General features: G+C 59.1%; 13 protein-coding genes. 11 read left to right on the top strand and 2 right to left on the bottom strand.

Annotated elements, in window-relative coordinates; translation table 11 throughout:
- Nucleotides 1-17 precede the first annotated feature (17 nt).
- The 10 genes from AVCG78_RS18990 (at nucleotide 18) to AVCG78_RS19035 (ending at nucleotide 10888) form a co-directional block, all read left to right on the top strand.
- Nucleotides 18-1250 (top strand): ABC transporter substrate-binding protein, encoded by a 1233-nt coding sequence (locus tag AVCG78_RS18990; protein WP_071206794.1) that lies wholly within the window; start codon nucleotides 18-20, stop codon nucleotides 1248-1250.
- A 238-nt stretch (nucleotides 1251-1488) separates the two neighbouring features.
- Nucleotides 1489-2391: a carbohydrate ABC transporter permease gene (locus AVCG78_RS18995; RefSeq protein WP_071206793.1), complete on the top strand. Its 903-nt coding sequence runs from the start codon at nucleotides 1489-1491 to the stop codon at nucleotides 2389-2391.
- The gene (locus AVCG78_RS19000; RefSeq protein WP_071206792.1) at nucleotides 2388-3215 is read left to right on the top strand and encodes a carbohydrate ABC transporter permease; all 828 of its coding nucleotides are present in this window, start codon (nucleotides 2388-2390) and stop codon (nucleotides 3213-3215) included. Before AVCG78_RS18995 ends, AVCG78_RS19000 begins: the two co-directional genes overlap by 4 nt.
- Nucleotides 3212-4312 (top strand): ABC transporter ATP-binding protein, encoded by a 1101-nt coding sequence (locus tag AVCG78_RS19005; protein WP_071206791.1) that lies wholly within the window; start codon nucleotides 3212-3214, stop codon nucleotides 4310-4312. The genes AVCG78_RS19000 and AVCG78_RS19005 overlap by 4 nt, the downstream gene beginning before the upstream one ends.
- Nucleotides 4313-4762: 450 nt before the next feature.
- Nucleotides 4763-5752 (top strand): ABC transporter substrate-binding protein, encoded by a 990-nt coding sequence (locus tag AVCG78_RS19010; RefSeq protein ID WP_071206790.1) that lies wholly within the window; start codon nucleotides 4763-4765, stop codon nucleotides 5750-5752.
- Nucleotides 5753-5757: 5 nt separating this feature from the next.
- Entirely contained in the window at nucleotides 5758-6531 is a 774-nt protein-coding gene (locus AVCG78_RS19015; protein WP_071206789.1) for an ABC transporter ATP-binding protein, read from the top strand.
- Between the two features lie 55 nt (nucleotides 6532-6586).
- On the top strand, nucleotides 6587-7342 hold the full coding sequence (locus AVCG78_RS19020; protein ID WP_071584566.1) for an ABC transporter permease: 756 nt from the start codon (nucleotides 6587-6589) through the stop codon (nucleotides 7340-7342).
- A gap of 116 nt (nucleotides 7343-7458) precedes the next feature.
- Nucleotides 7459-8442 (top strand): isopenicillin N synthase family dioxygenase, encoded by a 984-nt coding sequence (locus AVCG78_RS19025; protein ID WP_409065500.1) that lies wholly within the window; start codon nucleotides 7459-7461, stop codon nucleotides 8440-8442.
- An 86-nt stretch (nucleotides 8443-8528) separates the two neighbouring features.
- Entirely contained in the window at nucleotides 8529-9431 is a 903-nt protein-coding gene (locus AVCG78_RS19030) for a LysR family transcriptional regulator (RefSeq protein ID WP_139191585.1), read from the top strand.
- A 68-nt stretch (nucleotides 9432-9499) separates the two neighbouring features.
- Nucleotides 9500-10888: a cytosine deaminase gene (locus AVCG78_RS19035; RefSeq protein WP_081355265.1), complete on the top strand. Its 1389-nt coding sequence runs from the start codon at nucleotides 9500-9502 to the stop codon at nucleotides 10886-10888.
- Here the strand turns inward: AVCG78_RS19035 and AVCG78_RS19040 are convergent.
- A complete protein-coding gene (locus AVCG78_RS19040; RefSeq protein WP_071584472.1) occupies nucleotides 10860-13886 on the bottom strand; it encodes a glycoside hydrolase family 2 TIM barrel-domain containing protein in 3027 nt (1008 codons plus the stop codon). The genes AVCG78_RS19035 and AVCG78_RS19040 overlap by 29 nt on opposite strands.
- A 402-nt stretch (nucleotides 13887-14288) precedes the next feature.
- On the opposite strand from AVCG78_RS19040, the gene AVCG78_RS19045 reads away from it, so the two are divergent.
- Entirely contained in the window at nucleotides 14289-15479 is a 1191-nt protein-coding gene (locus AVCG78_RS19045) for an ROK family transcriptional regulator (RefSeq protein WP_071206786.1), read from the top strand.
- Between the two features lie 16 nt (nucleotides 15480-15495).
- Here AVCG78_RS19045 and AVCG78_RS19050 read toward each other — a convergent pair whose 3' ends face one another.
- On the bottom strand, nucleotides 15496-16353 hold the full coding sequence (locus AVCG78_RS19050; RefSeq protein ID WP_234665027.1) for a formate/nitrite transporter family protein: 858 nt from the start codon (nucleotides 16351-16353) through the stop codon (nucleotides 15496-15498).
- Nucleotides 16354-16359: the final 6 nt, after the last annotated feature.

Raw genomic sequence — 16359 nt, forward strand, 5'->3', positions numbered from 1 at the left:
AACGGAGGAGGAAACCCATGATCATCAACAGACGTGCCTTGATCGCTGTGCTGGCTCTTGCCACGGCTTGCCCGCTTGCATCGACCGCCCGGGCGGAAGATGTTACGCTCAATCTCTGGTCGCTCGACAAGGATATTCAGCCGGCACCCAATCTGGTCAAGCAATTCAACGCGCTCAACAATGGCATCAAGATCGAGTATCGGCTCCTTCAGTTCGACGATGTCGTGACGGAAGCGATGCGCGCCTATTCAACCGGTCAGGCGCCAGATATCATTGCGGTCGATAATCCGGAACATGCGCTGTTTGCCTCACGGGGCGCCTTCCTTGATCTTACCGACATGATCGCCAAGTCGGATGTGATCAAGCCCGCGAACTATTTTCCGGGGCCGTTGGCGTCTGTGACCTGGAAAGACCGCTATTTCGGCGTGCCGAAAGCCACCAACACCATCGCGCTCTACTATAACCGCGATATGTTCAAGGCTAAGGGTCTCGATCCACTCAAGCCACCGCAGACCTGGGACGAACTTCTGGCCGCTGCCCGCAAGCTGAACGACCCGGCCAAGAATGTCTACGGCCTCGCTTTTTCCGCCAAGGCCAGTGAAGAGGGAACGTTCCAGTTCCTGCCCTGGGCGCAGATGGGTGGCGGCGGTTATGACCATATCAATGCTCCGGGCGCGGTAAAGGCGCTGGAGACCTGGAAAACCATCATGACCGAAAAACTGGCCTCGCCGGATACGCTAACGCGCGGCCAGTGGGATTCGACCGGCACGTTTAATTCCGGCAATGCCGCCATGGCGATTTCGGGTCCTTGGGAGCTGGACCGGATGCTGAAAGAGGCCAAATTCGACTGGGGTGTCGCTCTGTTGCCGGTGCCAAGTCCGGGTGCTGAACGGTCGTCGGGCATGGGTGACTTCAACTGGGCGATCTTTTCCAGCACCAAGCATCCGGCGGAAGCCTTCAAGGCGCTGGAGTTCTTCGCCTCGCAGGACAAGGATATGTTCAAGAATTTCGGACAGCTGCCAGCCCGGTCCGATATCGCCATTCCGCCGACGGGCTCGCCCCTGAAGGATGCGGCGCTGCAAGTGTTTCTCGAGCAGATGAAATATGCCAAACCGCGCGGACCACATCCAGCCTGGCCGAAAATCTCCAAGGCGATCCAGGATGCGATCCAGGCCGCATTGACCGGCCAGATGACGCCCAAGGATGCGCTGGACCAGGCGCAGAAAAAGATCAAAGCCGCCCTGGGTTGAACTCTAGAGTCTGTCAGGTTCAGATTGAACCAGACAGACTCTAGATTCTCTTGTTTTCGTTTGTCTTTTCGGGAAAACCGGAGTCCACTTTTCCCTGACAAACTCTAAGCCCATCCCGCGTTCATGCCATTCGCTTAAAATCCGGGTGGCATGACTATCCTTTCCTCCCGGCCGGGGCTGCATGTCTCCTGTGAGAATGCGGCCCCTGGACGGCGCTCCGAATGGAGAAAGAGGTCTCATGAAACGGATCATGTCGAGTATTGTCGATGGGCGTGGCTTTGACTTCGGTCTTGCCGGGGTGCCGCTGGCCTTTCTGCTGGTCATGTCGGGTCTGCCGCTGCTCTATAATATCGTGATGAGCTTTCAGGAGGTTGATATGTTCAGCCTTGGAACCTTCTCCCGTCCCTTTGTCGGTTTTCAGAACTATATCGACTTGATGGCGCAGCCGGAAACCCTGCCTATTTTTATTAATACGGCGATTTTCGTCGTGGCGTCGATTGCCGGGCAATTCCTTCTGGGCTTTGGTCTGGCGCTGTTTTTCGGGGTGGGATTCCCCGGTTCCTCCTGGTTGCGCGGCCTGTTCCTGGTATCCTGGATCATGCCCGGCCTCGTCGTCGGCGCGACCTGGAACTGGATCCTCTCAGGCGATTTCGGTGTGTTCAATTATATGTTGCGCGAAACCGGGCTGATCAGCGCCAATATCTTCTGGCGGTCCGACCCTGCCTATGCGCTGTGGGCGGTGATTATCGCCAATATCTGGCTTGGGACGTCCTTCAACATGATCCTGCTGTCGGTCGGGCTATCAGGCATCCCCAAGGATCTGTATGAAGCGGCGCAACTGGACGGCGCGACCGTGTTGCAACGGTTCTACACCATCACCCTGCCCATGATGCGCTCGTCCATCGGTGCGCTGGTGTCGCTGGGGCTGATCTTTACCTTGCAGCAATTCGACCTGTTTGCCGCCATTACCTCCGGCGGACCGGCGAATGCCTCGAATGTCGCGCAATATTGGGCCTGGGACCTGTCTTTCCGGCAATATGACTTCGCCAAGGGGGCGACTGTTTCAGTGATCATGACCGTCTTCGTGCTTCTGGCATCGCTCGTCTATGTCCGCTCCACACGTCATGAGGTGCGCGGATGAGCGAAACAGTTCGTAACCGCCTGATGCTTGCCATCGCCCTCGTCATGGCAGCGATCTATCTCTTCCCGCTCTACTGGATGTATGTCACAGCACTGAAAACCGGCTCGGCAATGTTTGCCACCCCGCCGCATTTCTGGCCTGACGATCCGCAATGGGGTGTCTATAGCGACGTCTGGCAAAGCCGCAATATGGGCCGATATCTGTGGAATTCGACCGTGATCGCGCTGGGTTCGGTCAGTATCATCTGCACCCTGGGGACAGGCTGCGCCTATGTGCTGGCGCGCTATCGCAATGGTTGGGTCGATGCCGGGCTGTTCCTGATCCTGATGCTGCAGGTTCTGCCGGCTTCGCTGATGATCACCCCGATCTTCGTCGGCTTTTCGCAGCTTGGCCTGCTGAACACGCCGCGCTTTGCCGTGATGTTGGCGGTGGCGGCGAAAAGCATGCCGTTCTTCGTGGTTCTGGTGCGTTCCAGCTTCATGACGGTGCCGATCGAGCTGGAGGAAGCGGCCATGGTCGATGGCAATTCGCGGATCGGGGCGTTTTTCAGCATCGTCCTTCCTCTGGCCCGCAATGGTATTCTCGTCAGCGCCATCCTGATCTTCATGCAGGCCTTTGGGGAATTCGTCTATTCCAAATCAATGATCCAATCGGTGGACCTGCAACCGGCCAGCGTCGGGCTGAACAGTTTCATGGGCCCCAATACCAATGAATGGAACGGGATCATGGCCTATGCCTCGATCTATGTGACGCCGATCCTCGCCATTTTCGTTCTTTTACAGCGCCGCATCGTCTCCGGCCTCACTTCGGGAGCCCTGAAATGACCATCCAGATCGAATTGAATGGCGTCAACAAGCATTATGGCGCTTTCCATGCCCTGAAGAATATCAATCTCGCCATCGAAAAGGGCAGTTTCGTCGCCCTGGTTGGCCCATCCGGCTGCGGCAAGTCCACACTGTTGCGGTCACTGGCCGGATTGGAAAAGATTTCCGCCGGTGAAATGAAGATTGCTGGAAACCTGATGACCAATGTGCCGCCGCGCAAGCGCGACATCGCCATGGTGTTCCAGTCCTACGCGCTCTATCCGCATATGACAGTTGAGGAAAACCTGACCTATAGCCTGCGCATTAAAGGGGTCGGCAAGGCAGAGGCGCGCCAGGCCGCCGAGGCGGTGGCGACAACGACCGGGCTGATGCCGCTGTTGAAACGCTATCCGCGTGAGTTGTCCGGCGGTCAGCGCCAGCGCGTCGCCATGAGCCGGGCGATCATCCGCAATCCCAAGGCCTTCCTGTTCGACGAGCCGCTGTCCAATCTCGATGCCTCCTTGCGGGTGCACATGCGAAAAGAGATCCGGTTGCTGCATGACCGGTTGAAGGCCACCTCCGTCTATGTCACCCACGATCAGGTTGAGGCGATGACCATGGCCGATCATGTTGTGGTGATGCGCGATGGCGTCATCGAGCAGCAGGGCCGACCTCTGGACCTTTACGACCGGCCTGCAAACCGCTTCGTTGCCGGTTTTATCGGTTCCCCGGCGATGAATTTCATTCCCGCGCGGGTCTCGACGGATGGGCTTGGTCTGGAACTTGATTTTGTCGGGAAGGCGGAGCTTCTGAAATTTGCAGCCGGAATGACTGATGGCCTTGCGCCAGGCCAGCCACTAACCCTTGGCCTGCGGCCGGAACACCTGTCGCTGACGCCTCCCGGCGAAGGCGCGTTCGACGTCGAGGTGGCGCTGGTCGAATCGACGGGATCGTCAACCTATGTGACGACCAGAACCGAGCCGGAATTGACCATTGTCGTTTCGGGCGGTCGCGGCCTTCGCTCCGGCGACCGGCTGGGTGTCCGGATCGATCCGCAGACCGTGCATCTTTATGATGCGCAGACCGGTTTGCGGCTGGATTTCGAGGGAGCGCGATAAGAATTTTCCGCTTGTTGTGTTCTCTTTATTAGAGCGCTTATTTTTTGACCGATGCCGGTTTTTCGCCTGCGGCAAGTTCGTGCCGCAGCCTGTTGAAATATAAGGATCGGTGTCTGCGGACCGAGAGGCTGTCAGCGACACAGTCGGGTTTCGCCTATTTTATATGCAGTTTCATGCATTGTTTAAAACTCTTGCAGAATCCGCGCTTGCGTGAAATGGTTTGAGCACGAGTAGAAGCGGTCTGAGCCTGAGGCTCTGGGCATTGCTCGACGGTAAACCCTGTCGAAGAGATGCCTTCATGCCGCTGTTCTTGTCACCAATTGTCGAAAAACCACCATCACAACCCTGTCTTTTGGACGCGGGGTGCGCCATCGCACGTCCGCCATGTTCATGCTTCCCCCCTGTCTGCTGTCCTTGAAAATCGAACACTGAGCCTTGGAGAAATACACCATGTTTCGTCGTAAGCTTGCGTCCACGCTGTTCACCCTTGGCCTTTTTTCCGGGACTGCCCTTGCCGCCGACAAGGTTACGTTTCAGTTGGATTGGCTGCCCGGTGGCGACAAAGCACCGATTTATGTCTGTATCCATCAGGGCTTCTGTCGGGACGCGGGGCTGGATGTGACCATTGCCTCGGGTCGAGGCTCGACCGAGGCGATTTCGAAACTGGCGGCGGGGTCTTCCGATATTGGTGTTTCGGATATCGGCGCCTTGATGGCGGCCCGTGCCAATGAAGGCGTGAAGGTTGTTGGCGTTCTATCGGTGTTCAACAAGGGACCGCACGCCTTCTATGTCATCAAGGGTGGCTCTATCGCCAGTGTTGCCGACGTCAAGGGCAAGACCATTGCCACATCGCCGTTTACCTCGTCCAATGTCTATCTGCCGCTGGTGTTGAAGGACCAGTCCATCGATCCGTCCGCGATCAAGCTGATCAAGGCTGATCCTGGTGCGCTTGGCCCGATGCTGATGACCGGCAATGCCGATGGCATCATTGCCTGGATGACGGATTTCACCCGCTATTCCAATCAGGCCCGCCAAGCGGGCAAGGACATCGTCGCGCTGCCCTGGTCGGCTGCCGGGCTGGAGCTTTATTCGGCCTCGTTGATCGCCAGTGAGGATTTCCTGGCCAAGCGCCCGGATGTCGCCAAACGTTTCATCGATGCTTACAAGAAGTCGGTGCAATTCACCCGCGCCAATCCTGATGCCGCCGTCACCTCCGTCACCAGTGTCGTGCCGGAACTGGGGTCGGAAGACGTCAAGGGATCGATTAATGACACGCTGCCGCTGATTTTCAATGAGGTCACGGACAAGGATGGGTTGGGCGTGTTCGAGCCTAAGCGCCTGACCGAGACCTGGCGCCGGGTTGCCGCCGCCCAAGCCATCGATCCGGCCAAGCTTGACCCGGAAACCGTGGTCAACCGCAGCTTCATTCCGACGGAGTGAAGAGCATGACGATACCCGCAATCCGCTTTGAGCGGCTTGGTCAGGTCTTTTCGACCCGCTCAGGACAAACGGAAGCGCTGCGCGATGTCAGCTTCGAGGTGGCGCGGCACGAATTCCTAGCCATTCTCGGCCCGTCTGGTTGCGGCAAGTCCACTTTGCTGCGGATGATCGCCGGGCTTTTAGCGCCCAGCAGCGGTTCGCTCCAGGTGTTCGGTCATCCGGTAACTGAGCCGAGGGACGATATCGGCATCGTTTTCCAGAAGCCGACGCTGCTGCCCTGGGCGACAGTCGAGGACAATGTGCTGTTTCCGGCCCGCCACAAGCGCGGCAGGGTGAGCGCCAAGGAGCGGCAGCGGGCAGGCGAGTTGTTGCGGATGGTCGGTCTGGAGGGGTTCGCCTCCCGGCTTCCCGATGAATTGTCCGGCGGCATGCAGCAGCGGGTCGGCATTGCGCGGGCCTTGCTGATGGACCCGGATATCCTTTTGATGGACGAGCCGTTTTCGGCGCTCGATGCGCTGACCCGCGAGGTAATGGGCTTTGATCTGCTGCGGATTTTTACCGAGCGTCCGAAGACGGTGGTGTTCATTACCCATTCCGTCAACGAGGCGGCGCTGCTGGCCGACCGCGTGCTGGTGATGACCGGCCGTCCCGGCACGGTGCTGACCGATATTGCCGTGCCAGTCGGCCGTCCGCGTGGTCCCGAAACAGCCAACGAGAGAGCCATTCATGACCTTACCGCTTATCTCCGCGACCTCCTCCTCAAGCGACAGGCGGCCTGAACCTGTGGCTGGAACTCGCCAGCACCTGCCGTTGCGCAATACGGTTTCCAAGCTCATGGGCCTGCCGGGCCTTGCAGCCCTTGTTTCGCTGGCGGGTGTCATTCTGTTTTGGGAATTGGCCGTGCGGCTGTTTGCAGTCCCGTCCTATCTGCTGCCATCGCCGTCCTCGATCTTCAACGCCTTCTCATCCATCGGGATCGACCGCTGGGGCCTGCATCTGTGGGCGACCCTGCGGGTGGCGATGATCGGCTATGTCTTGTCGATTGCCATCGCCATTCCGCTGGCCATCGTCATGATGCGCTCACCGCTTCTGTCAAAGACGCTTTATCCGTTGCTGGTCGTCATCCAGTCAACGCCGGTCGTGGCGGTGGCTCCGATCATCATCGTCGTGCTGGGGGCGGGCGATGCGCCACGGGTGGTGATCACCTGTCTCATCACCTTCTTTCCGCTGGTTGTCTCGACGGCGACCGGGCTTGCCGCGACACCGCCGGAATTGATCGAGCTTTCCAGAAGCCTGCGGGCACCCGCCGTTCGGGAGATCACCCAGATCAGGCTGCCCTTTGCCGTGCCTTACATCTTTTCGGCGCTGAAAATCTCGATCACGCTGGCGGTGATTGGCGCCGTGGTTGCGGAATTCTGCGCGTCCGAAGCGGGTGTCGGCTATTTCATCCAGTTTTCGACATCGCTGTTCAAACTGCCCCAGGCCTGGGCCGGTCTGTTCGTGCTGGCGGCCTTGTCGCTCATTCTGTTTCAGGCGGTTTTGCTCGTACAGAAACTATTGTTTCCCTGGAGCCTGCCAAAGAACAACTGAACCTTTTGCCGGGGGAAAATCCCCCGTTCTTTTCGGAGTAGAAGCAGTCGGGCATGCCCGGACATTGCTCCTCAACGGCCGGTACCTGGCCCAACCTCAAGGAGACTGCCATGACTATGCAAAGCTACAGCCTTGCCGAATTGAACAAGGAAACCACCATTGGCGGCGTCGGCAAGACCGTCGAGCGCGATGTGCCTGTCATTGATCTCGCCGATTTCGACAATCGAAAGGCTGAGATCGCCGATCAATTGTGGGAAGCCTCTGTTGGTATCGGGTTTTTCCAGGTCTATAACCACGGCATTCCGCAGCAGGATATCGACGCGGCGTTCGAGACCGCTTGGTCCTTCTTCGAATTGCCAGCGGACATCAAGACCCAGTATCCGATGCCCAAGGGAACCAATGCCGGATGGGAATTCAAGGCGCAGGTGCGCCCTTCCACCGGCACGCCGGATAACAAGGAAAGCTATCAGATTACCCGCCCGATGATGGGCGGACTGTGGCCGAGTGAAGAAGAACTGCCTGATTTCAAGGAGAAAATGCTGCGCTTCGAGCGGCAGAATTGGGAACTCGGCATGCGCATTCTCTCCTGCTTTGCCCTTAAGATGGGCTTTGCCGAGGACTTCTTTACCAAGGCGCATGATCCGGCATCCAGTGAGTACCAATCGACGCAGCGGCTGATCCATTACATGTCGATGGAACATGCCAAGCCCGAGGATTTCGAGTTCTGGCGGGCTGGTGCCCATTCCGATTTCGATTGCCTGACCATCCTGCACCAGAAGGAAGGCGAGGGCGGCTTGCAGGTCTGCCCCGGCAAGGATGCTGCCTCCGGCGAGTGGACGGATGTGCCGCCGAAAAACGGCTATATCACCTGCAATATCGGCGATATGCTGATGCGCTGGTCTGACGATCAGTTGCAATCGACGCTTCACCGCGTCCGCATGCCGCGTCCGGGCGAATATCTGGGCCGCCGCCTGTCGCTTCCCTTCTTCTGCCAGGCCAATCGCGATGCTGTCATGCAGGGTCCGCTCGGCAAATATGAGGCGATCACCGCCGGTGATTATCTGACGCAGCGCATCAACGCCAACTTCGCTCGGAAATGATGTTGAACCCGGCGAGCCATGATACCATCGTGGCCAGACAGACAGCGGACAGGGGCAAACGCCCCTGTCGCGCGACGGGAACGCTGATGCTTCATGGCCGCGCTTTGCGCTATATTGACGAAGTCGCCCGGCAGGGCTCGATCCGCAAGGCGGCAAAGACACTGAATGTCGCTGCCTCCGCCATCAATCGCTATATCCTTGACCTGGAGCAGGAGTTGGACGCGCCAATTTTCGAGCGATTGTCGCGTGGGTTGAAGCTGACCAGTTCCGGCGAAATCCTCATAGCCCATATCCGCGAGACACTGAAAGCGCATGAGACGATGCGGGTGCAGATCAAGGCCCTGCGTGGCCTTAGCCGAGGCGAGGTGGTGATTGCCACCATGGCAACGCTGGCGGCGGGCAGGCTTGCCGACATCATTGCTGCTTACCGTGCCGATATTCCGCAGGTTAGCCTGCGCATCAAGGTGGGGGATCGCGCCGCGGTTTGCGACATGGTCGCTTCCGGGGCGGCAGATCTGGCGCTGGCCTATAATCTTCCTGAGGATAATCGCTTGCAGCGCGCCGCTGAATTCATGCATCCGCTTGGCGCTGTGGTTGCACCCAACCATCCGTTGGCGACGCGCAAGACGGTGCGGATCGCCGATTGCCTGATCTATCCGCTGGTGCTGGCTGACAAGAGCCTGTCGCTGCGGGAGGTGGTTGAAAACCTGACGCCAGCCCAGGCCCAATTGACGCCGGTGGTCGAGACCAATTCCATGGAGTTGATGAAGCGGCTGGTGCATGGCGCACCGCATGTCACTTTTCTCAACCGCGTCGATGTGGACCGCGAACTGCAAAGCGGAGAACTGGTATTTCTTCCGCTGACCGGGTCTGCCGGACTGCAAAGACTGAACATTCTTCACCGGGCGCGGGGTTCGCTCTCTCCCGCTGCCAGCCACTTCATGCACTACGCCCAGGAACGGTTGCGGATGGTGGAAGACAGTCGTTGATGGCGATATTCGACGACGTCGCCATCCCCACACCTTGAAATTCGGCTTATGCCTCATCGAGATTGATCATGATTGACAGTTCCGTCCGCGCGAAGGCGCGTTCCAGCTTCACCGGCCATGGCCGCATTATTATCCGTCAGGCCCGCGTGCCAACGGCCTGTCTTGCCGACGGTGTGCCGCCGGGCAGCGCTCTCGACCGCGACGGCAGTGCTCTGGTCGATATACTGCTGGACGACGGACGTGTCGCAGCCGTGCTGCCAGCGGCAAGCGGCGTGACCGGCGATGGTATCGATCTGGAAGGCCGCCATCTCTGGCCGTTGATGATCGACATGCATGTCCATCTCGACAAGGGCCATACGATCAGCCGTGCTCCAGCCTCCGATGGCACGCATCCCAGCGCCCGTGCGGCGACGACAGCCGACCGGCAGGCCTATTGGCGTCACGACGATCTGGTCCGGCGCATGGAATTTGGCCTCGCCTGCGCGGATGCGCACGGCGTTGCCGCGCTCCGCACCCATCTCGATAGCCATGCGGGGCAGGCGGAAACCACCTGGGCGGCATTTGATGAGGTGCAGGCCCGTTGGTCGGGGCGCATTGCGTTGCAGGCGGTCGGCCTTGTGCCGCTGGATGCCTATCGCACCGATCATGGAAAGCAGCTTGCCGACTTGGTTGCGCGTCAGGGCGGGCTGTTGGGCGGCGTGACCCGCGCCTCGGGCGGCACCCATGGTATCGGGAAAAATGGCACCGGGCTTGATGACATCGATGCTTTGCTCGACAGCCTTTTTCTGCTGGCCCGCGAGCGTGATCTCGATATCGACCTGCATGTGGATGAAGCTGAAAAGGCCGATGCCTTGCCGCATGTGGCCCGCGCTGCCATCCGCCACGGCTATGAGGGTCGCGTTACCTGCGGCCATTGCTGTTCGCTGGCTTTGTTCAGCGAGGCGGAAATCCGCGAGCGGATTGCGCTTCTGGTTGATGCCGGACTGTCTATCGTCACGCTGCCGACCGTCAATATGTATTTGCAGGGCCGGGCGCAGGGTATAACCCCGCGCTGGCGGGGTGTCACGCCGGTCAAGGAGCTACGCGCCGCCGGTATCCGCGTCGCGGTCGCTGGTGACAATTGCCGCGATCCGTTTTTTGCCTATGGCGATCATGATATGGTCGATACCTGGCGCCAATCAGTGCGCATTCTGCATCTCGACCATCCCTATGACGATGCCGTGGCACTGGCGACCACCCAACCCGCCGCGATGACCGGTTTTTCCGCTGGAACCATCGGTGCCGGGCGTCCGGCAGATCTGATGATCTTTGAGGCCTGGAGCATGGACCAGGTCATTGCCCGCCCGCAAACCGACCGGGTGATCGTGCGGGCAGGCAGGGTCAGTGAGGCAGTGTTGCCATCCTATCGGGAGATCGAATTGCCCTTTCTCACCCCATCACTCTCATCCGGAAGGTGAGCGTCAAAGGCTCGCCCGGCTCGATCATGTATTGAGGATGCGGCAGCGCGCCCCAGCTATCGTCGCCACCGACGCCCATCTGCCGGGCCATCAGCGTGACAATGGTACGGTTGGCTGGCGGCAGGTCATAGGGCCGGGCGGCGGCTTCCAGCTGGAAAGCCGTATAAGGCGAAACGCCCAGCTCGAACGGCATATCCACCGCCTCGAAGCGCAGTGTGTTGCCCTCAGCGTCGAACAGTTCGGCCCAGCGCACGCCGGTTCGGTTGCCGGATTCCTGCGGGATGACATAGGGCGTGACATTATCGGCCACCGCGCGCTGGTAAATGCCCAGACGTGCGCCATGGGCGCGGTCGATGTGATTTTCCTCCGGCCCAAGTCCATAATAACGGAAGCGGTCGAAGCGTGCGGGCATGGGGATCGTCAGGCCGAACAGCGGCAGCGACGGCAGGCTGGCATCGCCCGGCCAATGGGCGGTGACAGCAATGGCGCCGTCCGCCTCATAGCGGTAGGACACCGTGGCCTGCATGCTGCTATCAGGCAGGGCAAAGCGATAATCGGCCCCGGCATCGCGGTAGGCATAGGAAGCCTGCTTCTGGTCGAGGCTAGCGCGCCGCCAGCTGCCGAATTTGAAGCCGAAGCCAGCACCCCGGTCATTGTCGGTCGGCGCGCGCCAGAAGATCGGCAGGGGTGGCCGTTCCAGGAATTCGACGCCCGCCGTATTGACCAGCGATACCGGTCCGCCAAAGCGCCGGCAGAACAAGGTGCGGCTGTGGCCATCGGAAATGCCGAGATTATAGCTGCCTTCGGCGCGGGTGAGGGGACGGGAAACCGGGCTCGGTTTTTCGCCTGCCACGGTCCAGACATGCTCACCAAACGCCACTTCGTGGTCAGCCGGTGCCCAGGCGCGGTCATGGCGTTCGCGCAGGGAGCATTGCAGGGCATATTCGCCCGGCTGCTGCGTGACAGGCACGGACAGACGCAGATAGGTTTGTTCCTGGGCCGCAAGCGCAATATCGGCCCGCCCTTCGGCCACCGCGACACCATCCTTCAGCAGGTGATAGGACAGATAGAAAGCGTCGAGGTTCAAGAACAGGTTGTCATTGATCACTTTGACGCCGTGCGCGTCCGGGATCAGCCGGACAGGCTGGTAAAGCGCCTTGATTTCCTGGACTTTCGGGGTCAATTGCCGGTCAGCGGTGATAATGCCGTCGCAGCAGAAGCTGTAATCGGTCGGCCTGTCGCCAAAATCACCGCCAAACAGCAGGCCTTCGCTGCCATCCGGGCGGGTGCCGTAGAGAGCCTGTTCGATATATTCCCAGATAAAGCCGCCCTGGCACTGATCATAACGATAGGTGAGGTCGGTATAGAGATGCATGCCGCCGCAGGAATTGCCCATCGCATGGGTATATTCGCAGGATACAAAAGGCTTGGATGGGTTGCTGCGCAGATAGTCCTCGATGTCCTGCGGGCGCGCATACATCCGGCTTTCCATGTCGCTGGAGCGCGCATCGAAGCGGCGGTCGTGGAACACGCCTTCGTAATGGACGAGGCGCGAGGGATCGCGGTCCCTAAACCAATCGGCCATATCGGCAATCACGCTGCCGCCATAGCTCTCATTGCCGCAGGACCAGATCAGCACGCAAGGATGGTTCTTGTCGCGTTCCAGCATATTGGCGGCACGGTCGAGCACGGCGGGTCGCCATTCGTCGCGGTCGCCGGGCAGGACTTTGTCCGGGTCCAGGGTCTCAACCGACCATGTGCCGTGAGTTTCAAGATTGGCCTCGTCGATGACATAGAGGCCGTGTTGGTCGCAGAGCGCATAGAACTCGCTGCGGTTTGGGTAATGGCTGCTGCGTACCGCATTGATATTGTTGCGCTTGAAGAACAGCACGTCCCAGAGCATGTCCTCAACCGTCAGGGCGCGTCCCCGGCGTGGATGGAAATCATGCCTGTTGATGCCACGGAAAACGATGCGCTGGCCATTGAGACGCATCACCCCATCGCGCATTTCAAACCGGCGGAAGCCGACCGGCTGCGGCACGGCCTCGACCGTCGCGCCCTTGCTGTCCTTCAGGACCAGCAGCAGGCGATAGAGATGCGGCGCCTCAGCGCTCCACAGCTGCGGGGCGGTGACGGGCAGGGCAATATCCATTTCGGCTGCGGCATCGAAGGACGTTGTTAGGACGGTTTCACCCTTGGGATCGTAGAGCGTCACGGCAAGACTGCCAGCGCTCTCTTCCGCCAAGTCGAGGGCCAGCCGCAAGCGCAGGGAGCCACTGTTGAAATCATCGGCAAGATCTGTGGTGACGAACAGATCGCGGATATGCAATTTCGGCCAGGCCTCCAACCGGACAGGACGCATGATGCCCGACAGACGCCAGAAATCCTGATCCTCAAGCCAGGCACCGGAAGACCGATGATAGACCTCAACGGCCAGCAGGTTATCGCCGTCAATCAGCGCCTCGGTAATATCGAAGCGTGAGGGCGTGAAACTGTCTTCGGCATAGCCGATAAAACGGCCATTCAGCCAGACATAGAAGGCGGTCTCGACACCGTCGAAAGTGAGGATGATCCGCTGTCCGGCAAGGGCGGGGTCAAGCTGGAAAGTCCTCGCATAGTAGCCGACCCGGTTGGCCTCGGCGGCTTGCCCAAGCGCCAGCGCCTCATGGCCGTCCCAGGGATATTGGGTGTTGACATATTGCGGGCGGCCATGGCCCTGCAATTGCATGGCACCGGGTACGGTAATGTCGCCGAAGCCGCTGCGGTCGAAATCGTGATGGTGGAAACCTTCCGGGCGCTCAGCGGCTGATATGGCGGAGAGGAACTTCCAGGTGCCATCAAGGCTCTGGCGAAGCGGCGAGGCAGAACCCGCCTTGGCGGAGGCTTCATCGGGATAGACGATATGGTCGGAATGGGCAGACAGGCGGCCGACGGCAAAGACCTTGGGATCGGAAAGCCAATCAAGATGTGCTGTAGCAGGCAGAGTATTGGTCGTCACATGTCCCTCCCGGACGTCTATTATAACTCATAATACCAGTGTCTCTTATCATATTACAAGCGAAACCGGAATCGGATAGTGGCAAAATATTCAACATCTATAAAGTGTTATCGATTTTTTTGCGCGCAAAAGAAGCTTGAAAGACAAGAAAAGTCTTGAACACGGGGAACTCGATCGCGGCGATAAAAAATCCTATGCTGGTGCAGGTTGCATTTTCCTCCGGCAATTTGCGGTGGCATTGATCGAGCTCTTGTTCTCGCGTATCAACGGGGTGAGGACGAATTGTGGCAAGGCGAGATAATTCGTCATGGGGACGAACTATTTGCGTCCGTGACCCGGTCGTGCGATACGTGCCATCAATATTTCAACATGCCTGTTGTCGATAGGATGAGGTGATTGCGGATGAATCTGTGGACAAGCACGCCACCCATGTTGCGTCAGATCTCCGTTCGCGCCGCTATGGACATCCTTCTGCACCAAGGCCCGACCTCGCGGGCGGATCTGGCAAAAAAGACCGGGTTGTCGAAACAGACCATGTCCGAGGTCATCCGCACACTTGAAACGGCGGGCTGGGTTCGGGTCAAGGGAATCGTGTCCGGCAAGGTCGGGCGCAGTGCCGTGACCTATGAAGTCGCACCGGATGCAGGTTTTGTCATCGGTATGGATATCGGTGCAACGACCATTCGGGTGGCGATTGCCGATATTGCCGGAACGATTGTCCATGAAGTCGAAAAGCCGGCCGGAGAGCATGGTGGGGAGGCCCTTCTGGCGCATGTTAGCGGCATTGTCGAAGCGTCGCTTAAAAAGGCGAGGGTTTCCCGCAGCAAGGTTCTGTTGGCCGCTGTGGCCATGCCTGGCGTCATCGATCCTGAAACCGGTCGGCTTTCGCTTGCGCCGAACCTGTCAGAAATTGGCAGTCTCGATGTGATCAAGGCCTTGCAGGGCATTTTCCGCTGCGATGTCATCATCGAAAACGATGTCAATGCGGCGGTGATTGGCGAAAGCTGGAAAGGCAGCGGCATCGGTCTCGATTCGGTTGCGTTCGTGTCGCTGGGAACCGGTATTGGCCTTGGCGTCCTCTTCAACGGCAAGTTGATGCGCGGGGCTAAAGGAGCGGCAGGCGAAATCGGCTATCTGCCGTTCGGAGCCGATCCCTACAACTCGGAAAGTCTGGAGCGCGGCGCGCTCGAATGCGCAATCGGCGCTCGTGGCATTCTGGAGCGCTACGGCAGTCCCGCAGACGATGGGATGACCGTTCGTGATATTCTCGAAGCGGCTGAAAAGGGCGACGCAAAGGCGCTGGCAACCGTGCGGGAAACCGCCCGGCTGGCGGCTTTGCTGGTGGTTTCGGTTCATGCCATGCTCGATCCGGGCAAGATCATTCTTGGCGGCAATGTCGGTCGCAATCCGTTGATGGTGCGCATGGTCAAGGAGGCGCTGGCAACCTCGACTCGCAGCAGCATTTCGCTTGAAGCGAGCACGCTTTCATCGCGCGCCACGCTGGTTGGCGCGGTGGCCATCGCGCTCAACCAGCTTCACAATGCGCTGTTTTCCCCCCAGGATCTTCCAAGCGAAATGCGCCTGCCTGCCTGAAAAACTGCGTTCCACATCAGTCCGGCTTGAGTTCATCGCGGACCTGGCAATGGGCGACAACGGCAAACAGTCCGGTGCCGCCGATGATATTGCCGATCAGGGTCGGTAGGATAAAGCCGCCAACAGCGCCCCAGACGCTTGTTTCGCCCGCCAGCATCAGCAGCCAGGCCTCCCCGGACCCGGCGACGACATGACTGAACCCGCCGAGTGCAACCGTATAGGTGATCATCACGATAACCCAGAACTCATTGCCTTTGGCATTGGGGAGAATCCACGCGATAGAGGCAATCAGAAAGCCTGCCGGAGCGGCAAGCAGCAATGTCGTTGCAAAATCATGCCCGAGGATCGCTCTGGAAATATCCAGGATCGCCTCCCGCTGTTCCGCGCCGATGATCAGCTGGTTCTCCATCAGCACCGCTATGAAAAATGTTCCGAGCAGATTGGCCGCGAGCACAGTCACCCATAAACGAAGAAGCCGGTAAAAGTTGCGACGTGTCGGGTGGGCGGCGATAGGAAGCACGGCGGTGACGGTCGTTTCGGTAAACAGTTGCAGATTGCCCAGAATGACGATCACGAAGCCGACCGTATAGCCAAGGGAAACGATCAGCTCCCGCCACTGCGTGTCGGGAAGCCGCACTTGTAGAAAGGCTTCCGCCAGCAGCGATGCACAGATAGCCACACCGGCAGCGAATCCAGAAAAAAGCAGAGACTGAAGCGGGCGGCTCAGTTCCTCGTCGCCTTGCAGGCGAACGACTTCATGGACCACCTTGGCCGACCCGGACCCTCGTTCGCCGATATCCTGCTTGTCTTCCTCCGACATGGCGTTGGACGGCTGCGCCTCCTGGGCGGCTTCCTGTTCGGCGATATCAGGCATTCTTGT

The sequence above is a fragment of the Gillisella vitis genome, from assembly GCF_021559775.1.
Lineage (GTDB): Bacteria > Pseudomonadota > Alphaproteobacteria > Rhizobiales > Rhizobiaceae > Allorhizobium > Allorhizobium ampelinum.